At 42.1% G+C, this 22,430-nt stretch carries 20 protein-coding genes; 10 read left to right on the forward strand and 10 right to left on the reverse strand.

Features of this window, described 5'->3' with window-relative positions; translation table 11 throughout:
- Window positions 1–11 precede the first annotated feature (11 nt).
- From A6E06_RS00785 to rraA, 4 genes are all read left to right on the forward strand, one after another.
- Window positions 12–254 (forward strand): YheU family protein, encoded by a 243-nt coding sequence (locus tag A6E06_RS00785; RefSeq protein WP_065594366.1) that lies wholly within the window; start codon window positions 12–14, stop codon window positions 252–254.
- Between the two features lie 111 nt (window positions 255–365).
- Window positions 366–1,235 (forward strand): phosphoribulokinase, encoded by an 870-nt coding sequence (locus A6E06_RS00790; RefSeq protein WP_065594367.1) that lies wholly within the window; start codon window positions 366–368, stop codon window positions 1,233–1,235.
- Window positions 1,236–1,319: 84 nt separating this feature from the next.
- A complete protein-coding gene (locus A6E06_RS00795; protein WP_065594368.1) occupies window positions 1,320–2,228 on the forward strand; it encodes a 1,4-dihydroxy-2-naphthoate polyprenyltransferase in 909 nt (302 codons plus the stop codon).
- 146 nt (window positions 2,229–2,374) lie between these two features.
- Window positions 2,375–2,875: a ribonuclease E activity regulator RraA gene (rraA, locus tag A6E06_RS00800; RefSeq protein ID WP_065594369.1), complete on the forward strand. Its 501-nt coding sequence runs from the start codon at window positions 2,375–2,377 to the stop codon at window positions 2,873–2,875.
- Between the two features lie 226 nt (window positions 2,876–3,101).
- Here rraA and zapB read toward each other — a convergent pair whose 3' ends face one another.
- On the reverse strand, window positions 3,102–3,344 hold the full coding sequence (gene zapB, locus A6E06_RS00805) for a cell division protein ZapB (RefSeq protein WP_065594370.1): 243 nt from the start codon (window positions 3,342–3,344) through the stop codon (window positions 3,102–3,104).
- A 363-nt stretch (window positions 3,345–3,707) separates the two neighbouring features.
- Here zapB and glpX point away from each other — a divergent pair, with 363 nt between their 5' ends.
- Together glpX and A6E06_RS00815 are read left to right on the forward strand one after the other, a co-directional pair.
- Window positions 3,708–4,715 carry a class II fructose-bisphosphatase gene (gene glpX, locus A6E06_RS00810; protein WP_065594371.1) on the forward strand — a complete coding sequence of 336 codons (1,008 nt, stop codon included), beginning with the start codon at window positions 3,708–3,710 and terminating at the stop codon, window positions 4,713–4,715.
- 343 nt (window positions 4,716–5,058) lie between these two features.
- Window positions 5,059–5,400 carry a DUF3135 domain-containing protein gene (locus tag A6E06_RS00815; RefSeq protein ID WP_065594372.1) on the forward strand — a complete coding sequence of 114 codons (342 nt, stop codon included), beginning with the start codon at window positions 5,059–5,061 and terminating at the stop codon, window positions 5,398–5,400.
- Between the two features lie 25 nt (window positions 5,401–5,425).
- Here A6E06_RS00815 and A6E06_RS00820 read toward each other — a convergent pair whose 3' ends face one another.
- A complete protein-coding gene (locus A6E06_RS00820; protein WP_065594373.1) occupies window positions 5,426–5,770 on the reverse strand; it encodes a 5-carboxymethyl-2-hydroxymuconate Delta-isomerase in 345 nt (114 codons plus the stop codon).
- Between the two features lie 270 nt (window positions 5,771–6,040).
- On the opposite strand from A6E06_RS00820, the gene tpiA reads away from it, so the two are divergent.
- Both tpiA and A6E06_RS00830 read left to right on the forward strand, forming a co-directional pair.
- Window positions 6,041–6,811, forward strand: coding sequence for a triose-phosphate isomerase (gene tpiA, locus A6E06_RS00825; protein WP_065594374.1), 771 nt, complete (start codon window positions 6,041–6,043; stop codon window positions 6,809–6,811).
- 266 nt (window positions 6,812–7,077) lie between these two features.
- Window positions 7,078–7,446 carry an endonuclease domain-containing protein gene (locus tag A6E06_RS00830; RefSeq protein ID WP_065594375.1) on the forward strand — a complete coding sequence of 123 codons (369 nt, stop codon included), beginning with the start codon at window positions 7,078–7,080 and terminating at the stop codon, window positions 7,444–7,446.
- 235 nt (window positions 7,447–7,681) lie between these two features.
- Here A6E06_RS00830 and groL read toward each other — a convergent pair whose 3' ends face one another.
- On the reverse strand, window positions 7,682–9,319 hold the full coding sequence (gene groL / locus A6E06_RS00835) for a chaperonin GroEL (protein WP_065594376.1): 1,638 nt from the start codon (window positions 9,317–9,319) through the stop codon (window positions 7,682–7,684).
- A gap of 93 nt (window positions 9,320–9,412) precedes the next feature.
- Window positions 9,413–9,700 carry a co-chaperone GroES gene (locus A6E06_RS00840; protein WP_017022481.1) on the reverse strand — a complete coding sequence of 96 codons (288 nt, stop codon included), beginning with the start codon at window positions 9,698–9,700 and terminating at the stop codon, window positions 9,413–9,415.
- Between the two features lie 467 nt (window positions 9,701–10,167).
- Between A6E06_RS00840 and A6E06_RS00850 the strand changes: the two genes are divergently transcribed.
- Window positions 10,168–11,514 carry an MATE family efflux transporter gene (locus A6E06_RS00850; protein ID WP_065594378.1) on the forward strand — a complete coding sequence of 449 codons (1,347 nt, stop codon included), beginning with the start codon at window positions 10,168–10,170 and terminating at the stop codon, window positions 11,512–11,514.
- Between the two features lie 383 nt (window positions 11,515–11,897).
- Window positions 11,898–13,430, forward strand: coding sequence for a 2,3-bisphosphoglycerate-independent phosphoglycerate mutase (gpmM, locus tag A6E06_RS00855; protein WP_065594379.1), 1,533 nt, complete (start codon window positions 11,898–11,900; stop codon window positions 13,428–13,430).
- Window positions 13,431–13,654: 224 nt separating this feature from the next.
- Here the strand turns inward: gpmM and A6E06_RS00860 are convergent, their stop codons facing one another.
- The 6 genes from A6E06_RS00860 to A6E06_RS00885 form a co-directional block, all read right to left on the reverse strand.
- Window positions 13,655–14,083 carry a DUF86 domain-containing protein gene (locus A6E06_RS00860; RefSeq protein ID WP_065594380.1) on the reverse strand — a complete coding sequence of 143 codons (429 nt, stop codon included), beginning with the start codon at window positions 14,081–14,083 and terminating at the stop codon, window positions 13,655–13,657.
- Complete coding sequence (locus A6E06_RS00865) at window positions 14,076–14,465, reverse strand: nucleotidyltransferase domain-containing protein (RefSeq protein WP_065594381.1); 390 nt, start codon at window positions 14,463–14,465, stop codon at window positions 14,076–14,078. The genes A6E06_RS00860 and A6E06_RS00865 overlap by 8 nt, the downstream gene beginning before the upstream one ends.
- Window positions 14,466–15,036: 571 nt before the next feature.
- Window positions 15,037–18,429 (reverse strand): DEAD/DEAH box helicase, encoded by a 3,393-nt coding sequence (locus tag A6E06_RS00870; RefSeq protein ID WP_065594382.1) that lies wholly within the window; start codon window positions 18,427–18,429, stop codon window positions 15,037–15,039.
- Between the two features lie 370 nt (window positions 18,430–18,799).
- A complete protein-coding gene (galE, locus tag A6E06_RS00875) occupies window positions 18,800–19,807 on the reverse strand; it encodes a UDP-glucose 4-epimerase GalE (RefSeq protein ID WP_065594383.1) in 1,008 nt (335 codons plus the stop codon).
- Window positions 19,808–19,880: 73 nt separating this feature from the next.
- Complete coding sequence (locus A6E06_RS00880) at window positions 19,881–20,837, reverse strand: acetyltransferase (protein ID WP_065594384.1); 957 nt, start codon at window positions 20,835–20,837, stop codon at window positions 19,881–19,883.
- 317 nt (window positions 20,838–21,154) lie between these two features.
- Entirely contained in the window at window positions 21,155–22,321 is a 1,167-nt protein-coding gene (locus A6E06_RS00885) for a nucleotide sugar dehydrogenase (RefSeq protein WP_065594385.1), read from the reverse strand.
- Between the last annotated feature and the right edge of the window lie 109 nt (window positions 22,322–22,430).

Below are 22,430 nucleotides of genomic sequence, written 5' to 3' on the forward strand. Positions count from 1 at the left end.
CAGTAAGCAGTATGATCATTCCTTGGCAAGATATCGCACCAGAAACCCTAGAAAACTTGATTTCAGAATTTGTTCTTCGTGAAGGCACCGATTACGGTGAAATGGAATGCAGCCATCAGGATAAAATAGAGCAGATTGCCTTGTTATTAAAAAATGGTGAAGCGATGGTGGTTTTCTCTGAACTACATGAAACCGTTGATATTCAAACTAAAGCACGCTTTAACCCTAATCTAACCAATCATGAGTTTGAATAATCACTTTCAATCACTCACAAATTTCAAACGATAACGTATCATTTACAACAGCCCTGTTATAACATCTTTGCTATCAAGGCTTGATGCCAAGAATAACAGACAGGGTTTGTCATGTCCGCTAAACATCCAATTATTGCCGTTACCGGATCCTCTGGTGCAGGTACCACCACCACCTCTGAAGCCTTCCGTAAGATGTTCAATATGATGGACATCAAAGCATCATGGCTTGAAGGTGATAGCTTTCATCGATTTACGCGTCCTGAGATGGATGTCGAAATCCGTAAAGCGAAAGAACAAGGGAAACACATCAGTTACTTTGGTCCTCAAGCGAACGATTTTCCCGCTCTCGAGCAATTCTTCCATCAATACGGTATTGATGGCACAGGGCAATATCGTCGCTATCTACACACTTTTGATGAGGCGGTTCCATTCAACCAAATGCCAGGCACCTTTACTCCGTGGCAAGAACTTCCTGATAATACCGATGTTCTTTTTTATGAAGGACTGCACGGCGGTGTAATGGATGGCGAGATTGATGTTTCTCAGCATGTTGATTTATTGATAGGCATGGTGCCAATCGTAAATCTTGAATGGATACAAAAGTTCGTACGAGACACGCGTGATCGTGGTCATTCACGCGAGGCCGTAATGGATTCGATTGTTCGTTCAATGGATGATTATCTAAATTACATTACACCGCAGTTTTCACGTACTCACATTAACTTTCAACGCGTGCCCACCGTAGATACTTCAAATCCACTCAATGCTAAAGGTATTCCAAGCTTAGATGAAAGCTTTGTGGTGATCCGCTTCCGAGGCATACGTAATGTTGATTTTCCTTATCTGCTAGCCATGATTGATGGATCATTTATGTCTCGTCACAATACCCTTGTTGTTCCCGGAGGGAAGATGAGTTTTGCGATGGAATTAATCATTCGTCCATTACTTCAACAATTGATTGATACCGGAAAAATAGGCTAATTTCGCCCTTCTTTTGCTTTCAAATTTGGGGTTCTTCCAAAAATAGTGAATAATAGAGAGTCTATTCACTATTTTTGCGATGCTATGAAAACTTCTCCTTTTGCTATTTGGCTCAGTGCTGCTCGTCCCAAAACACTTCCTCTTGCGCTTGCATCGATTATGACAGGCTCTGCATTGGCGTATTGGAACAATCATGCCTCAGCTACTATTACTCTCATGGCATTTGTTACTGCAACTCTATTACAAATTTTATCTAATCTCGCAAATGATTATGGGGATGCGGTAAAAGGCACAGACAACGATGAACGTCTTGGGCCACAACGTGCTATGCAGTCAGGATTGGTCACTCAAGAGACCATGAAAAAAGCCATTGGTATTAATATCGTTTTGACCATTATTAGTGGTTTAACACTGGTCTTCATTTCACTTCATCAAACCATGGATATTATTGGTTTTATCATTCTTGGTTTATTAGCGATTGGTGCAGCTATTGCTTATACCATGGGAGATAAACCTTATGGCTACCGTGGTTTAGGTGATATTTCAGTCTTTATCTTCTTTGGCTTACTTGGTGTTGCCGGAACGTATTATCTACACACTGGACATTTATCTTCGGCGTTATTTTTACCCGCTATTGCCTGTGGGTTATTAGCCGTTGCTGTTTTAAATATTAATAATTTACGAGACATTGAAAACGACGAAGCGTGTGGAAAAATGACACTCGTTGTCCGCATGGGTGCGACTTGGGGGCGTAAATATCATGCCATCATTATGGCTGTCAGTTTTATTAGCCTTGCGACCTTCAGTGCCACTCAAATTCACTCATTAACCGGTTGGTTATTCTTAGCTATTGGTCCGTTTGTTTTTAATCACGTACTCTCTGTTATGCGAGCACCAAACGGTGAAGCGATTCGGCCAATGATGGGGACGGTGGTTCAGTGTGCTTTATTTACTAATATTTTATTTTCAATTGGTCTATATCTATCAATTTAATTCACTCCATTTAATCCGTAATCGATTACATAATTGTGTAGCAAGCTCGGTATAACTTGTTATTCATCATAGTAATGACTTAATAAGCCCGTATATTAATAAGCACTCAAGGCAAATTGATATAAACAAAAAAGGTAAACATCATCATGGAATACAATACTTCTGCACTTTGTGACATCTATTTAGACCTCGTTGATGTTGTTGAGCCAATGTTCAGCTCCTATGGTGCTAAAACCTCATTTTCTGGACAAATTACAACCATAAAATGCTTTGAAGATAATGGGCAGATCAGTCGACTACTTGATGAAAAAGGCGAAGGCCGAGTGCTATTAGTTGACGGCGGTGGTTCATTACGCCGCGCATTAATTGATGCAGATTTAGCAGCTAAAGCCGCTCATAATGGCTGGGAAGGATTGGTTATTTATGGTTGTATTCGTGAGGTCGATTACCTAGAGGAAATCAATATTGGTATTCAAGCCCTTGCTTCTATCCCTGTTGGTGCTGCGAAAAAGAACATTGGTGAAATTGATGTTGCAGTGAACTTTGGTAGCGTAACCTTTTTACCTGAAGACTATCTTTATGCTGATTCAACAGGAATTATCATTTCTCAAGAGCCGTTAGAAGAGATGGGTGAAGAAGAGATTTAAGAGCTATACCCGCTCTTACAGTTTCTAGTTAGCGAAGCGTATAGTTTCTAGCATCCAAAAAAAACCGCAGGTGCTTTCACACCTACGGTTTCAAATTTATTCGTTAACCAATTCTAAATTTTGGCTAAATAGATTCCATTAGTTCAAGGCGGAGACGCGGAGCTTACGATAGTAAGTAAGCATCGACAACGCAGAAATAATGGAAGCTATGACGACAAAAGTAGAATTACTCTACTTCTTCCATCTTACCTAGTAAACCACGGATGCGAGCTTCAAATTGAGCTTGCTCATCACGTGCTTTTTGAGCTTCTTGCTCAACTTCAGAACGACCGTTATTTGCTTGCTCAAGATTTTGAGTTAGCTCAGCGTTCGTTTCTTTTAATTCTTCAACTTCCATTTGTAGCAGTGCGATTGTATCTACTGCCATCTGAACTTTAGCTTCTAGTTGTTCTAATATTTCTAAAGACATTCCTGCCACCTTAACTGTAATCTTCATTGAGATGCAGAGAGTGTATTTTTCTCTGCTGACTTATTTTCTATTCTACTCAGCAATTGTAATTCTGCCATAGTGTTCTTCATTAAAATGCATCACATGGACAAAAAAACAACAACTTTTACCAACATCTGACTTACTTTCTTAAGATTAAAACGAACTTCATACCAAAACTAGAGATTTCAATGCATTATTTGAATTAGAGCATGAGCTACCTTCTATAACGTAACCTAATAAATTTGAAAATATAAGATTACCGATCCAAAAAGCAAACGTTTCCCTTTCTGTTGTGATAAAATCCTTGCGATTTTTAAATTCATCGATTTATTCGGAGCAAATATGAAACGCGATTTGGCAATGGCTTTTTCTCGAGTTACTGAAGGTGCCGCACTGGCTGGTTACAAATGGCTTGGTCGTGGCGATAAGATCGCTGCTGATGGCGCTGCTGTAGAAGTAATGCGTACACTGCTGAACAAAACTGACATCAGTGGTGAGATTGTTATTGGTGAAGGTGAAATCGATGATGCACCTATGCTTTATATTGGTGAGCACGTAGGTTCTGGCGGTGATGCTGTTGATATCGCGGTTGACCCAATTGAAGGCACGCGCATGACGGCTATGGGTCAATCAAATGCACTTGCTGTTCTTGCTGCTGGTGAAAAAGGAAGCTTCCTAAAAGCGCCTGATATGTACATGGAAAAATTGGTTGTTGGTCCTGGCGCAAAAGGCGCAATCGACCTTAACCTTTCTCTAGAAGAAAACTTAGAAAACGTTGCTAAAGCACTAGGCAAAACTCTAGATACATTAGTGGTAACGACTCTGGCTAAACCACGCCATGATGACATGATTGCTAATATGCAAAAAATGGGTGTTCGTGTATTCGCAGTGCCTGATGGTGATGTTGCGGCTTCAATCTTAACATGTATGCCTGATAGCGAAGTTGACGTAATGTACTGCATCGGCGGAGCTCCTGAAGGGGTAATTTCTGCTGCCGCTATCCGCGCACTAGATGGCGACATGCAAGCGCGTCTTCTTCCTCGTCACGAAGTGAAAGGCGATACGCCAGAAAACCGTGCTTACGGTGAAGATGAGCTGAAACGTTGTAAAGAAATGGGCGTAGAAGCGAACGTTATCTTAAAAATGACTGACATGGCTCGTAGCGATGATGTTGTATTTGCAGCAACTGGGATCACTAAAGGTGATTTGCTAGAAGGCATTACTCGCCAAGGCAATATCGCAACAACGGAAACACTTCTTATCCGTGGACGCTGTCGCACCATTCGTCGCATTAAGTCTATTCACTACCTAGAGCGTAAAGACAAAGAAGTTAGAGATATTATTCTTTAAGAGCAGGAACGAGAGGCGAGGACGCTTCGCTCGAGGAGCGAGGAAGAGCTGAATGTTGTTAATAATTTTAAGCCGTAGGTGTAAAAGCATCTGCGGTTTTTTTATACTAGAAACTATACGCTGCGCTAACTAGAGACTATAAGTGCATATATAATTGACTTGAGATCGAATATATTAAAACGTAAGTGCTTTTGATTTTATAGTTTCTAGAGCGAAGCGTTCTAGTTAGCACATAGATGTTTCACAAACGAGATAAACCTTCAATATCCCCATTCCACTTTCTCAAAACCTGAAAACGCCAACTAAGCTGAATCTATTGTTATAAAAGACAAGGAGTCAGCCAATGCCACATTCATATCATCACACCGCCTTACCTTCATTTGACGAACTCAAAGTATTAGCAGAAAAAGATCCTGAACAATTAGAAGTATTGCGTCATCAACTCAGCATGGAATTTATTGAGAGTGTGCCTAAAGATCATCAAGGCCCATTGCTAGCACAACAGAGCCATATTGACCGAATTATTGAACGAGGAAACAACCCTAATCACATCAACATATTATTAGGCCATGAACTAGGAAAGCAATTTGTGCGTTTTGCCAACTCATTGAACAAGCCAATCAATGAACACCAAGCAGCAGAAGTCATACAATTTCCGAGCGCCAATAAACACACAAAACATTAGTCATATGACCTAAATAAATCAGGAACTACCCTATCTTCTGAAAGCTCTCTTGTTCCATATCTCGCACATTGATAGTTAAACTGTCAATGTGACTCGCTTGTTCTGCTAAAACGTCCATCAAGGCACGGCTTAACTCTCTTTTTTGCTCTGAGCTTCGCCCTGATAATAATTCCAAAGTCAGATGAATAAAATCAACACTGTTTCCCTTATCTCCCACTAACCAAGAATGAACTCTAATTGCTCTGGATTTCACATCTTTCGTTGAGAACAATTCAGAATCAATCGCCACCTGGTGCAAGTCTTCCAGCAACCCTTGCATATTTAAACGTTCTTCGGCTGAATTTGAATATTCCATGACTAAATGCGGCATCGTTACTTCCTTTTATACGGCTGATTAAGTGATTACTTTTCCATCATTAAGGTAAAAGGAATAAGTTACAATATCCTCAATAGAAAAGTGCCTAATGAATCACACTTAACAATAGTCATAAATACCTCTTATTCAGTTAATAATCTTTCGCACTTCGAAATAAAAGCATTAAAATTATGCATAAAAATGATTTTAGACACTAAATCTGTCGTAAAATCTGTTATATTTTTACGCAAGTTTTTTACATTAATTTGAATTGGAGAGAATCCTATGCGTCATCCTGTAGTTATGGGTAACTGGAAACTAAACGGCAGCAAAGAAATGGTTGTTGATCTACTAAACGGTCTTAACGCTGAACTTGAAGGCGTAACAGGCGTAGACGTTGCAGTTGCTCCACCAGCACTTTTCGTTGACCTTGCTGAGCGTACGCTTACTGAAGCAGGCAGCGCAATCATCCTAGGTGCTCAAAACTCTGACCTAAACAACAGCGGTGCATTCACTGGCGACATGTCTCCAGCTATGCTGAAAGAATTTGGTGCTACTCACATCATCATCGGTCACTCTGAGCGTCGTGAATACCACAACGAATCAGACGAGTTTGTTGCTAAGAAATTTGCATTCCTAAAAGAAAATGGCCTAACTCCTGTTCTTTGTATCGGTGAATCTGATGCACAAAACGAAGCTGGCGAAACGATGGCTGTTTGTGCACGTCAACTTGACGCTGTTATCAACACTCAAGGCGTTGAAGCTCTTGAAGGCGCTATTATCGCTTACGAACCAATCTGGGCTATCGGTACTGGTAAAGCGGCTACAGCTGAAGATGCACAACGCATCCACGCTCAAATCCGTGCTCACATTGCTGAGAAATCAGAAGAAGTTGCTAAGAACGTTGTTATCCAATACGGCGGTTCTGTTAAGCCTGAAAACGCTGAAGCTTACTTCGCACAACCAGACATCGATGGTGCTCTAGTTGGCGGCGCAGCACTTGACGCGAAAAGCTTTGCAGCTATCGCTAAAGCAGCAGCTGAAGCAAAAGCTTAATTAAGATTCGAGAACCGAGGACGCTTCGCTCTAGGGGCGAGGAAGAACTTGGTTCTGTGAACAATTTGAAACCGTGGGTGTGAAAGCATCTGCGGTTTTTTTTGTTTTGAAACTATGCGCTGCGCTAACTAGAACGCTTTGCTCTAGAGGCGATAAGATCAAAAGCACTAATTTTGAACTCCATCGAAATTCTTTACTGTTCATTATCTTTTACCATTTACGACTTCTATGGTTTATAGCATTTACCAATATAACTCTAAATTCTAATGACACTTATTTATAATAAATCAAAACACAAAACACTCAGGCAAAAGCTTAGATCTGAGGTACCTACAGCAGAACGAATATTGTGGAATAAGCTTAGACGAAATCAACTCAAGGTTAAATTTCGGCGTCAATATGGTATTGGAAGGTATGTTTGTGATTTTTATAATGCTGAATATAAATTAGTAATTGAGCTTGATGGTGATAGTCACTTTAATCCAGAGGCCGCAGATTATGATGCTATACGAAATGAATACATGCGTAATCTAGGAATGTCAGTATTGCGTTTCACAAACCAAGATATAATGAGCAATACAGATGGCGTTATAGCGTTTATTTTAATGCATATAGATCAATTAAAATCCGAATAACTTCTACCATCATCGCAATAACCCCTCCCTAACCCTCCCCTTAGTAAAGGGAGGGGACTGTTTTGTATCCGCTGAAATTGCAACAACTACAATCGGCTCCTCCCCCTTGGTAAGGGGGAGGCTGGGAGGGGGTGCTCTTAAAACACACATAAAAAAACCGAGGCACTTACGAATAAGTTAATCTCGGCTCTCAATATGAACGCTTGTCTATTTAGACAATAGGCTCATGGGATGATTACATCATGCCGCCCATTCCACCCATGCCACCCATATCTGGCATAGAAGAACCTGAATCTTGTGGCTTATCAGTGATCATTGCTTCAGTTGTGATCATAAGACCAGCAACAGATGCAGCGAATTGAAGTGCAGAACGCGTTACTTTAGTTGGGTCAAGAATACCCATCTCGATCATGTCACCGTAAACGCCTGTAGCTGCGTTGTAACCGTAGTTATCTTCACCAGCGCGAACATTGTTAGCAACCACTGAATCTTCTTCACCTGCGTTTTTAACGATTTGACGAAGTGGTGCTTCCATTGCACGAAGTGCTAAACGGATACCCACAGTTTGCTCTTCATTGTCACCTTCAAGGCCAACAACTTTAGATGCAGCGCGGATAAGTGCAACACCACCACCAGCAACAACACCTTCTTCAACGGCAGCGCGAGTTGCGTGAAGTGCATCTTCAACACGGTCTTTCTTCTCTTTCATCTCAACTTCAGTTGCCGCACCCACTTTGATTACTGCAACACCGCCAGCTAATTTAGCTACACGCTCTTGAAGTTTTTCTTTATCGTAGTCAGATGTCGCATCTTCGATTTGTTGACGAATTTGAGAAACACGGCCAGAGATAATAGTCTCTTCACCAGCACCATCAATGATAGTTGTTGTTTCTTTCGTGATCGTTACACGCTTTGCTTGACCAAGATCTTCAAGAACTACTTTTTCAAGGTCTAGACCGATCTCTTCTGAAATTACAGAGCCCGCAGTTAATGCCGCGATATCTTGTAACATTGCTTTACGACGGTCACCAAAACCAGGCGCTTTAACCGCTGCAACTTTAACGATACCGCGCATGTTGTTCACAACTAGAGTAGCAAGCGCTTCGCCTTCAACGTCTTCAGCGATGATAAGAAGAGGACGAGATGCTTTCGCTACTGCTTCTAGAGTTGGAAGCAATTCACGGATGTTTGATACTTTTTTATCAACAAGCAAGATGAATGGGCTGTCTAAATCAACAGAACCGGCTTCTTGATTGTTGACGAAATATGGGGATAGGTAACCGCGATCGAACTGCATACCTTCAACAACGTCTAATTCGTCTTGAAGTGCTTGACCTTCTTCAACAGTAATAACACCGTCACGACCTACTTTTTCCATTGCTTCAGCAATAAGATTACCAACAGTAGAATCAGAGTTTGCAGAGATTGTACCCACTTGCGCGATAGCTTTTGTATCAGCACATGGTACAGACAGTTCTTTAAGAGCTTCAACTGCAGCAACAACTGCTTTGTCGATACCACGTTTAAGATCCATTGGGTTCATGCCAGCAGCAACGGCTTTTAGGCCTTCAGCAATGATAGCTTGAGCAAGAACGGTTGCCGTTGTTGTTCCGTCGCCCGCTGCGTCATTCGCTTGCGAAGCCACTTCTTTAACCATTTGTGCGCCCATGTTTTGGAACTTGTCTTCAAGCTCAATCTCACGTGCAACAGAAACACCATCTTTAGTGATCGTTGGTGCGCCAAATGATTTATCTAAAACAACATTACGGCCTTTAGGACCTAACGTTACTTTAACCGCGTCAGCCAGAACGTTTACACCTTCTAGCATTTTGATTCGTGCGTCATTACCAAATTTTACGTCTTTAGCAGCCATCTTTAATTTCCTTTTTAAATTCTTTTCTTAATATCGCTTACTTAGTATCGAAAATAGCAAAGTTCGAAAATCGAATTACTCAACGAGTGCTTATTATTCAACAATAGCCAGAATGTTGTATTCAGACATGATCAACACTTCTTTACCGTCGATCTTCTCTGCTTTGATGTTACCTTCTGCGAAGATCACTGAATCGCCTACTTTTACGTCTAATGGCTGTACAGAACCATTCTCTAAGATGCGGCCATTGCCAACAGCTAGAATAATACCGCGAGTTGATTTCTCAGCCGCTGAACCTGTTAATACAATGCCGCCTGCAGATTTTGATTCAGCTTCTTGGCGTTCAACGATCACTCGGTCATGTAAAGGACGGATATTCATTGCTCGTATCTCCTGATAATGTTCCATTAAAGAATAAAGTGCCATGATTTGGCTTTGGTTTATTAATGGGGTTTTTAGGGAGGGATTGCAAGGGTTTATGGCTAAATTTTTGAAGAAAGCGCAGAGTTCAGATCGGTCGCAAGCTCCCTTGCAGAATTCAGAGGTGATCGTTGTGGTTACAGCGAATGATGCACTGTCCCCTCCCTTTACTAAGGGGAGGGTTAGGGAGGGGTTATTGCGCTGAAGGTAAAATCGAATACATAGTTAACTTAATTTATACGCTGCAAGTTCTTGACCCCCTCCCAGCCTCCCCCTTAGTAAGGGGGAGGCGCTAAAATCAAAAGCATTCACATCTGAAATCTGCAAACGTAGCGATCTGAACTCTGCTCTTCTTAGCTCTTAGCCTTTCCTCGAATCTCGTCCCTATTTCCGCTACACTATCCATCCCACCACCACTCGAGAAAACCATGCTAGATAAACACGGTTTACTAACCCAACCTATCGCCGACGTATTACAAAAACTCACCACCCCAATGGTGTTTGGCATGGTGGCGATTCTTCTATTCAATTTGGTGGACACCTTCTTCATCTCACTCTTAGGTACCGATGCCCTTGCTGCGGTGAGCTTTACCTTCCCGGTTACCTTTGCGGTGAACTGTATTACCATGGGGATAGGGGTTGGATTATCTGCCTCTATTGGACGCCTACTCGGACAAGGTAACAGCAAGCACGCGGCTCAATTAACGACACACGGATTAATCTTAGCGGTCATTCTTATTCTTATCGCTTGCAGCATTGGCTTTTTCACCATTGAACCTCTGTTCAGATTATTAGGTGCAGAAGACAAACTGTTACCTCTTATCCATGAATATATGTCCATTTGGTATCTCACCATTCCGCTTCTTGTTATTCCAATGTCGAGCAACAGCGCGATTCGAGCAACAGGTGATACCACCACGCCAGCGAAAATCATGATGCTGGCAGGGTTGATCAATGGCGTACTCGATCCTTTACTTATCTTTGGGTATGGGCCTTTTCCTGAGCTAGGGATCCAAGGTGCAGCTATTGCCAGTGGCATTAGTTGGTTTGGTGCTTTATTCGCTTCTTTCTATGTATTAACTCGAAAAGTAAAATTGCTTGCTCCACCAAAACCATCAGAGATAAAACAAGATTGGCATCAGATCTTAAAAATCGGTTCTCCCGCAGCACTATCAAACGCATTAAACCCGATATCCGGAGCCATTTTAATGATGATGCTTGCCAGCCAAGGTACGGTTGCCGTTGCCTCTTATGGTGCAGCACAACGAGTAGAGTCATTAATGTTATTGGTGATGATGGCACTCACCTCTTCGTTAAGTCCTTTTGTCGCGCAAAATCTCGGAGCTAAACAGCCAGAGCGAGTGAAAGAGGCCATCTTCTTGGCGATGAAATTCTCTGTGTTATTCCAACTGTTTCTTTATATTTTGATTGTGCCACTCAGCATTCCGCTATCTCATCTATTTAGCCAAGATGATGCCGTACAACATGGCCTATGGATGTACTTGATTTGTGTGCCATTCAGTTATGGATTCCAAGGCATTGTGATGGTGCTTGTAAGCAGTTTAAATGCGATGCAAAAACCGTTACATTCTTTCAGTTGGAGTTTCATGAGATTGTTTGTGTTTACTTTGCCGACAGCATGGATTGGCAGTCACTTTTATGGCATGGAAGGGTTGTTTGTAGGGATTGCGATTGGGAATGTGATGGGTGGAATAAGTGCATGGGTGTTTGTGAAGCATAGTAAGTTATTGGAGACTATACGCTTCGCTAACTAGAATCTAGAGCGCTTCGCTCCTATAAGAACAGCACCATACTCGCTTTTGATCTTATAGTCTCTCGTTAGCGCAGCGTATAGTTTCTAGTTCTATACTTACCAACCCCTCCTAACCTCCCCTTATATCAACACTTCCAATCTCAACAATACATCTATCAAGGGGAGGAACAGTATTGCGAACGCTGTTACCACAACGATCACCTCTGAAATCTGCAAGCGAAGCGATCTGAACTCTTTGCTCTTAGCTTTTGCTTTTATAGAAGCGAAGCGGTCTAGTCTCTAGTTAGCGCAGCGTATAGTCTCTGGCTCCTTTACTCACTTTGTAGTAAAATTACACAAAGTTATTTATTAGAATTTATTAAGTTATTGACGAGGAACACCTTTATGTCAGCTAAAAAGCCTATGGCGCTAGTTATTCTTGATGGTTACGGTCACCGTGAAGCTCAAGCAGATAACGCAATCACAAACGCAAACACTCCTGTTCTTGATGGCCTAATGGCTACTCAACCAAACACACTAATTTCTGCATCTGGTATGGACGTTGGTCTACCTGATGGTCAAATGGGTAACTCAGAAGTTGGTCACACTAACATCGGCGCTGGTCGTGTTGTATATCAAGATCTTACTCGCATCACTAAAGCAATCTCTGATGGTGAGTTCCAAGAAAATGAAACGCTAGTTAACGCTATCGACAAAGCCGTTAAAGCAGACAAAGCGGTACACATCATGGGTCTTATGTCTCCAGGTGGCGTTCACTCTCATGAAGACCACATCTACGCAGCAGTAGAAATGGCAGCAGCACGTGGCGCAGAAAAAATCTACCTACACTGCTTCCTAGACGGACGTGACACTCCACCTCGTTCAGCTGAAAATTCTTTGAAAAACTTCCAAGAGCTATTCGCTAAACTAGGCAAAGGCCGTGTTGCTTCTCTAATTGGTCGTTACTACGCAATGGACCGTGACAACAACTGGGATCGCGTACAAAAATCTTACGATCTAATGACAGAAGCAAAAGCAGTATTCACTTTTGATTCAGCGGTTGAAGGTCTTGAAGCGGCTTACGCTCGTGAAGAAAACGATGAGTTTGTACAAGCAACTGAAATCAAAGCAGAAGGCGAAGAATCAGCAGCAATCGTTGATGGCGATGCTGTCATCTTCATGAACTACCGTGCTGACCGTGCTCGTGAAATTACACGTGCATTCGTTCCTGATTTCGATGGTTTTGCTCGTAACGCATTCCCAGCAATCGATTTTGTGATGTTGACTCAATATGCAGCAAACATCCCTCTTCTTTGTGCGTTCTCTCCTGCGTCTCTAGAAAATACCTACGGCGAGTGGTTATCTAAAGAAGGTAAAACTCAACTACGTATTTCTGAAACTGAAAAATACGCACACGTTACTTTCTTCTTCAACGGTGGTAAAGAAGACGAGTTTGAAGGCGAAGAACGTCAACTTGTTGCTTCTCCAAAAGTAGCAACTTACGACCTACAACCTGAAATGAGCGCACCTGAGCTAACAGAAAAATTAGTTGCTGCTATCAAATCTGGTAAGTACGACGCTATCGTTTGTAACTTCCCTAACTGTGACATGGTTGGCCACACTGGCGTATACGAAGCTGCTGTTAAAGCAATGGAAGCTCTAGATGAGTGTATCGGTAAAGTAGTTGCCGCTATCAAAGAAGTTGATGGTCAAATGCTTATCACTGCCGATCACGGTAATGCTGAAATGATGATCAACCCTGAAACAGGTGGCGTTCACACAGCTCACACTAACCTTCCTGTTCCTCTTATCTACGTTGGTAGTAAAGAGATTGAATTTAAAGAAGGCGGTAAACTGTCTGATCTAGCACCAACTATGCTAGCGCTAACTGGCACAGCGATTCCTGCTGAAATGTCTGGTGAAGTTCTTTTTAAATAAGAACTATACGCTTTGCTGACTAGAAACTAGACCGCTTCGCTTCTATAAAATCAAAAGCAGCATTGTGTTCACTTTGTTCTTATAGTCTCTAGTTAGCGCAGCGTATCGTTTCTAATCTCTGAAAATAGTAAAATGCCCACAGGCTTTATAGTCTGTGGGCATTTTTTGTTTTGGTCGAAAAAGAGTTCAGATCGCTTCACTGGCAGAATTCAGCTCTTACATCTCTACTCTGACAATAAAAAAGTGACCGCCTTCTCCGTAAAATCAGCAAGAGCTTGATAATGACCTTCACGTAAAATATCTTCAACAATAAGTAAATCAATATTTAAATAATCATGCACTAGACCATTTCGCATACCAATAATCTGTTTCCATGTACGCAACTCATTGCTAGAAATCAGACCATGCTCTTTTAACAAAGAGAATGATTGATAGGCTTCCGTTGGACTTTTATTTTGGATTTTCTTTACCATATGCTTAGATAACCCAATACACATCTCAGTAAATACTTGCAATAAACGCTCGGCAGCTAAATAGTCACGACTTTTTAAACTCGACTGATTTAGGTCAAAACGAAGTTCATTTAACTCTTTGAGATATTTCGCTTTATGGGACTCAACTTCCGCTAGATATAATTCAAGACCTTTATTCATACGATGCACTTCTTTTGCTTTCAATCAATTGATACTCAAACATTGAGTTAATACGATTCTGCTCTTTATAAAACAGAAGAGGATTATTGTTATAAATAAGCTTCCCGTACTCTATAACATTAAATGCAAGAGCTATCGGTATATGATTGATATCAACGATACTAACTTTATCTAAAGGTAGCTCCAAATGCTCCGCCCATTCCATAGCCAAACACTCCGGCCGAGTTCGCAAAGCAAAAGCAGATAACGAATGATCATTAAATGCCACAGCTAAATCAAAATCACTTTCTTGATGATGAGTACCTTGAGCCCGTGAACCGTATAACCATACCAGTTCAATACTCTCATCCATTTTGGCCAAACTAACGATAGAATCAATCATACTCAATCCATTACTGCTGTCTATTTGGATACTATAGCAGGGTTAAGGGCGCTGCGCTTAACGGTTTCAGGATTCAGGAAGAGCAAGTGCAGAGTTCAGATCGCTACGCTGGCAGAATTCAGAGGTGGTCGTTGAAATAGCCGCGACCACAATATAGCTCCTCCCCTTTATCGATATAGTCACTTGGCTAAAAATATCAATATAAGGGGAGGCTGGGAGGGATTGGTTATATATAACTAGAAACTATACGCTGCGCTAACTAGACCGCTTCGCTTCTATAAAATCAAAAGCAGCACTGTGTTCACTTTGTTCTTATAGTCTCTAGTTAGCGCAGCGTATCGTTTCTAATCTCTGAAAATAGTAAAATGCCCACAGGCTTTATAGTCTGTGGGCATTTTTTGTTTTGGTCGAAAATAATTCAGAGGTTGCACTGGACTATACGCTTCGTTAACTAGAGGCTAGAACGCTTCGCTCCTATAAGAGCAAGAGCTAACAACGCATAAATCAAGTTAATTATGTACTCGCTTTTACTTTTGATCTTATAGTCTCTAGTTAGCGCAGCGTATAGTATCTAGTTCTCCCCTTCCAACAAACTCAACAACATTACCGGATCCAACGTCTTACTGGTTGAGCTTGCTGACAACACCTGATCGGCCAAGTCACGTTTATCATGATGCAGAGCGATGATCTTCTCTTCAATGGTATTTTTTGTGACTAATCGATAAACCGTCACTGGCTTTTGTTGACCCATACGATAGGCGCGATCACTGGCTTGATCTTCTACGGCAGGGTTCCACCACGGATCAATATGAATCACCGTATCTGCTTCGGTTAAGTTTAATCCTGTGCCACCGGCTTTCAAGCTAATCAAAAACACAGAGTTGGAGCCATCTTTAAACGAATCAATCGCCGCCTGACGTTGCTTAGTGGTTAACTTGCCATCCAAATAACTAAAACCGATATTTGACTCTGTTAACTGAGCAGAAAAACGTTTCAGCACACCGACAAATTGACTGAACACTAACACTTTATGGTCGCCATCTAACGCCTCTTCAATCAAACTCTGCGCTTCAGATAACTTGGTACTGTCTTCTCCTTTCATAGAATCAAACACCAAGCTAACATCACAACAGATCTGACGTAGTTTTGTTAATGCCGCAAACACCTCAACCACACCGCGACTTGATTCACTTTTTAAATTCGCTAATGATTCTTTTCGTACCGCTTCATACGCGGTTCGCTCTTTATTAGAGAGTTCAATATGATGAACGACTTCTGTCTTCGCTGGTAATTCCGTTAGAACTTCTGCTTTAGTACGACGCATAATAAACGGACTCACTAGGGTCTTTAATCGCAGCATATCTTGTTCTTGCTTCGCTGCTTGTGCGTATTTAGAACGGAACGATTTAAGATCGCCAAGTAAGCCAGGATTCAAGAAAGAGAACAAACTCCATAACTCAACCAAATGGTTCTCTACTGGGGTTCCCGATAACGCAAATCGATGCGCGGCTTGCAAACCAAACACCACTTTCGAGCGTTTCGCTTGCGGGTTCTTGATTTGCTGCGCCTCATCCAATACCGCACAATTCCAATCAATCTCATTTAAGGTTTCAGCCAATCGCGTCACCATGCCATAACTCATCACGATCACATCATTGGCACCTGCGGCATTAATAGTCGCAATACGATCACTGCTCGCTTCTAAATCAATCATGGTTAGCTGTGGTGTAAAACGCTCGGCTTCTTGCACCCAATTGGTTAATACCGATTTAGGACACACCACCATACTTGGGCCTTGCTCACGATAATGGCTCAACAACGTTAAACCTTGCAGCGTCTTACCTAAGCCCATATCATCCGCAAGACACGCACCAAAACCATGTTGAGAAAGATGTGCTGCCCACTCCACACTCTCTTTTTGGTAATCACGCAATGGCAATAATAAATCAGCATCTAGCTCAGGCTTCACTCGCCACTCTTCCACCAAGTTATCCCACGCATCATCACTGTTGGCCGACATCGACTCCACCAGTTTTTGCAACGGATACGCCATGCGTTGATCGACCAATTGATCATCATCTACCAGACTGTCGATTAAGCTTAATTGACGACGTAGCTGCTCTGAGATTAATAGCGTCAACGAAGAGTTATCAGCACTGACAAAACCCGTACGGTGATGCGCCAACAACTGACGTAAATCCATTTCTAAACTGCTATCAATATGAACTCGTCCATCGACTTCAAACCAATTCTGCTTTTGGTTAATCGACATTGAAAAATCTTCAACCCCAATCACTTTCACTTGTTGACTGTCTGCTTTCCAGTGCAGGTTTGCACCCAACTCACCATCAATTTGAGTGATGAACGTTAGCGCCGCTTCACCTTCAATCTGCCAGATAAAATTCTTGTTTTTTACTAACCCTAATTCATCAACCAACGCGTTAGCTTGACGCTTTTCATTAACAAGATCACGTTGATACCACACACCATCAAAACCACTTTCCCACTCACTGCCTTTTCCTGGTGACCAACTGACATTGTTATCGCTAGAGCCAAACTCAATCGCCACATCCAAAGACGCGCCATTCCAAGCAAGCCATAACTGAGGTTCAGCCACACTGTCACCCCGAGTCACTGTTCCTTGTTGTTTATCCATATCAAACCAATGCACTTGATCGCCCAGTACCGCTATTAACTCTGCCGTTTGGGTTACTGGAAAATGCGGGTCTCGAACTCTTAACTCTTCTAAAAAATCCGTGAGCGGTTCAGACGCATCAATGAAAGAGTAGATGCCATCGCCAGAGTGATACAACCAAGGCTGAGCACAAGTGTGTTGGTGATAATAAGGATAAGCATCAAACGCCAATTCATCCCCCACCGAGCGCCATACTAGCAACGGCGTCTCACGATAAAACGACACTTGTTCGCCATGATGATCATACACATTATCGGCATCACATAACGCATGAGCGACAGTTCGGGTGACTCTTGAGCTACTATCTCCCCAATCCATACCATCATAGGCGGCAGCAGAAAGGATCGCGGTATCACTTGGGCTGAGTATCTCTTTGTGTTTATGATTAAACTTATCCAGAGCTACTTTGCGTCCCTGAGTCCAACCACGTTTATTCTTCGCCTGTATTTTGGCATTCACCTTCATGGCCAACGGATCTAACTGCCAAATCAAACGCTCTTTATTGGCGACTTCGGTATTTAATACCCCATCAATGCGCGTTAGCCACTGCTGCCAAGGAGAAGAGACAAGCAGTAACGGATTGCTTTGGTCCACCAAGCGAGCCAAGGCGTGTTTTGCTATTTTAGCCAGCGCAAAATCATCAGGAAGTTCAAGTAAGGTGGTTACCACAGGGTTATTAGCCGATGTCATTAAGCCGACCCACACATCAGCATTATCACGTACACGATAAGCGACAATTGACTCAATCAACATTCGGCCCCATGCCACTTTGCCGTTCTTCTGAACTAGAGAAGTAAGCCAACGTTCAGGATTGTCAAAGTACCGAGCTAACACCGCATCACTCGCCGCAATAAAATCTACCGAGCGTTGCCAATATTGAGGTAAGTCTTGACCTGATTGTTCAAGGGCTACCTTTAGATTCTCTTTTGTTTTGTTTAATAAAGAAGGGTCTAGGACGCTCAACAAGGCGAGATCGCACAGTTGAGTAAAAGAGATTTTTTGATATTCAAGCTCACTAACGCTTTCTCGATGACGAAGATAATTACTATCAAACTGCGGCGCTGCCAATAAGTGATCTTTATCTACCTCTTGAGAAAAACACCATTTATCAAGCGCAACGTTAACCTTAAGGTAATTGACAGACCAATTCTCACTCTCTACTAACGCCGCGGTAAATTCAGCATGACGATCGCTTCCGGCCTGCATATTAGGCCCACAAAGCAAAGTCGCATAGAGTTCAAGGTAGTCAGAAGGTGGATGAGAAAGCATTGGTAAGCTCACAGGTAAATGGTTTATGACTCTGTGAGAGTAAAAGAAGTGTAAGGGGAATGCAATTTGATTAGGGAGGAATAGTGGAGAGTAAGGGCTTAGGGTTCAGATCGCTACGCTTGCAGGTTTCAGGGGTGTGCGTTGTTGCTCTTAGCTCCTCCCCCTTACTAAGGGGGAGGCTGGGAGGGGGTCAAGGGCTAACAGCGTATAATCAAGTTAGATTTGTATTCAATTCTACCTGTATCGCAATAACCCCTCCCTAACCCTCCCCTTATTAAGGGGAGGGAACTATGTGCAATTCGCTGCAATCACAACTATCACCCCTGAACCCTTTAAGGGAGCCTGCGACCGATCTGAACCCTGCTCTTGCTTAATACCCCTTCGGATTATTTGATTGCCAGCGCCACGTATCCGCCGTCATATCATCAAGAGACAACTTCGCTTCCCACTTCAACTCTTCACGCGCTTTAGCAGGGTCAGCCCAACACTCGGCAATATCACCAGGGCGGCGAGGGACGATTTGATACGGAACTTTCGCACCAGACGCTTTCTCAAACGCAGCGACCATTTGAAGAACACTGTTACCATTACCAGTACCCAAGTTATAAATATGCAGGCCGGCTTGTTGGCCTTTGTGTTCTAACGCCGCTAAGTGGCCATCCGCTAAATCCACCACATGGATATAATCACGGACACCAGTACCATCAACAGTTGGGTAATCATCACCGAATACTGATAAGAACTCACGACGACCAACCGCCACTTGAGAGATAAATGGCATCAAGTTATTTGGAATACCTTGTGGGTCTTCACCCATGGTGCCTGATTTATGAGAGCCAACAGGGTTAAAGTAACGTAATAGCGTCACACTCATTTCTGGATGTGCTTTTTGAATATCAGTTAGACACTCTTCAACCATCAACTTGCTGCGACCATAAGGATTGGTTGCTGAGGTTGGGAAATTTTCATTAATTGGCGTAGAAGCCGGATCACCATAAACCGTAGCAGACGAACTAAATACAATACTGTTCACGCCTGCTTTACGCATCGCTTCAACTAACACTAATGTACCTGATACATTGTTATCGTAATACATGATTGGCTTTTCAACCGACTCACCCACCGCTTTTAAGCCAGCAAAGTGGATCACGCTATCGATTTGGTTTTCAGCAAAGATAGTCGCTAAGATTTGAGGATCACGAATATCACCCTCATAAAATTTAGGTTTTACACCAACCAAAGCTTCAATGCGATCAAGCACCACTTCTTTACTGTTGTATAAGTTATCTAGAATGATCGGCGTTAAGCCCGCTTCAATCATTTGTACACATGTATGGCTACCGATGTAACCCATTCCGCCAGTGACTAATATTTTCATTTTGTTCTCTATTTATAATTTTTTAATGATAGAAAGAAGAGCCTATACGCTGTGCTAACTAGAACGCTCCGCTCTAGTATTTATTCTCAACCACTTCAATAAACTCAGCAACCAACGCTTTTGGCAGCGCATTAATTCCCGCCGCCGCTTCACGTCCACCACCCGTTTCAAACGAACTACAAATCTCACCCGCTCCTTGCTTATTATTTAATGGAGCACGAAGAGATACCATGTATGTAGCCGCCTCTGCATTTTCAATTAATACGGCATGTGCGGAGTTTGGTAATAAATTAGCCAAAATATTACCATATACTCCACTAACACGACGAGCCCATGCTTCATTTGGCAATTCAAATAAACTCAAGTTCTCACTTTTGTGTTGCGGCTTAATCGTTAATACATTGTCCATATCAGACTTATACGCCGCTTGAAGTTGATAAAAAAGCGACGCTTTATCAGTAATAACATCAAATGGTGATGGGTATTTTAACAGCGTTCGATATAAATCCACAGGATCAAAATGTAAATCCTCTACTGTCGCCCCATACCCATTATAATTGATTAAGGTACCCAGTTCTTTTAGCTGTTCTTTCTGAACGAAAGATAAACCTGCCGCTTTCGCCAACTCATCCGCTTTCGCAATTAAGTTGTCCCCATAAGCCGCCGTAATCGCCCACTCATGAAACTGACCACCTAATAAATTATCTATAATTAAAGCGGTACACGTATTCGCATCCAAATCGATATGCGCAGATAAATTCTTGTGGACAGGAATTTCACCAGACCGATGGTGATCGGCATAAAACACCTCTGCACCAGATTCTAAAGCGAGCTTTAGGGCTACCATGTTCTTTTCCATCGAGATATCAAGAACAGTCAATTTATCTTCTGGTTTAACATCGATTTTAGTCACTAAATTAATGTCACGTTTAACGCCCGTAATGAGTTGAGATTCTAAAGGGGAAGCAAGACGAAGCTGAAGAAGTGCGATGATGCCGTCAGCGTCACCGTTGAATATGTCGTAGTTCATGAAAATCCTTTTTTAAGAACGGGAAGAGCGGTCCTATGGTCCTGATTAGGAGTCAAGGTTATAAATAATTTGAGCCTATACGCTTTGCTAACTAGAAGCTAGACTGCTTCGCTCCTATAAAATCAAACGCAAACGCGGTACTCGTTTTTGATCTTATAGTCTCTAGTTAGTGCAGCGTATAGCTTCTAGCTAGCGCTGTATATAGCCAAAAACAAAAAAGCGGACACAACCAAACCAGTCATATCCGCTCTCTAAGCTCTTACTCGCCCCTCTAGGACGAAGTCCTTCCTCGTATCTAGCAGCGAAGCGCCCTGCTTTTAATCACTACCAAACAAATCACGGGTATACACTTTACCCTCAACATCAGCTAATTCTTCCATCATGCGATTGGATACGATCACATCAGACACTTGCTTAAATTCATTCAAATCTTCAATCACACGAGAATTAAAGAAATCCGCTTCTTTAAGTACAGGTTCATACACCACGACTTCAATGCCTTTGGCTTTCAAGCGTTTCATGATGCCTTGAATCGAAGACGCTCGGAAGTTATCGGAACCCGCTTTCATGATTAAACGATAAATACCCACCACTTTAGGGTTGCGCTTCATGATAGATTCAGCGATAAAATCCTTACGGGTACGGTTAGCATCAACAATCGCACCAATAATATTATTCGGCACTTCTTGGTAATTCGCTAATAACTGCTTAGTGTCTTTTGGTAGGCAGTAGCCGCCATAACCAAACGATGGATTATTGTAGTGATTACCAATACGAGGGTCTAAACCCACCCCTTCGATAATCTGACGGGCATTCAATCCATGAGCTTCAGCGTAAGAATCCAACTCATTAAAATACGCAACACGTAAAGCAAGATACGTGTTAGAGAACAACTTCACAGCTTCTGCTTCTGTAGAGTGCGTTAGTAATACTTCAATGTTTTCTTTAATTGCACCTTGTACCAATAAATTAGCAAAGACTTGAGCGCGCTCAGATTGTTCACCAACGATAATACGAGATGGATGAAGATTATCAAACAACGCTCGGCCTTCACGTAAGAACTCAGGCGAGAAGATAATATTATCGCAGCCTAATTCCTGCTTAATACGTTCGGTATACCCTACAGGAACCGTAGACTTAATCACCATAATCGCATTTGGATTAATTGCCATCACTTCTTTAATCACCGCCTCAACAGAACCTGTATTAAAGTAGTTTGTTGCTGGGTCATAATCAGTTGGTGTTGCGATCACCACGTATTCAGCATCTTTGTAAGCGCATTCTTTATCGAGTGTTGCAATCAAGTTTAGTTCTTTATTAATAAGAAAATCTTCAATTTCAACGTCTGATATCGGTGATTGTTTATTATTAATCAACTCAACCTTTTCAGCCATGATATCAACGGCAATCACTTCATTGTGTTGAGCTAATAGCACCGCATTTGAAAGGCCAACGTAACCTGTACCAGCAATGGCAATTTTCATTATTATTTATCCTGTAGGAATTTAACTGATTTGATTATAAGAGAAAAAGTAACGAGGTGCGAGAGTACTAGAAACTATACCCTTTACTAACTAGAAACTAGACAGCTTC

The sequence above is a fragment of the Aliivibrio sp. 1S175 genome (assembly GCF_001690985.1).
GTDB lineage: Bacteria > Pseudomonadota > Gammaproteobacteria > Enterobacterales > Vibrionaceae > Aliivibrio.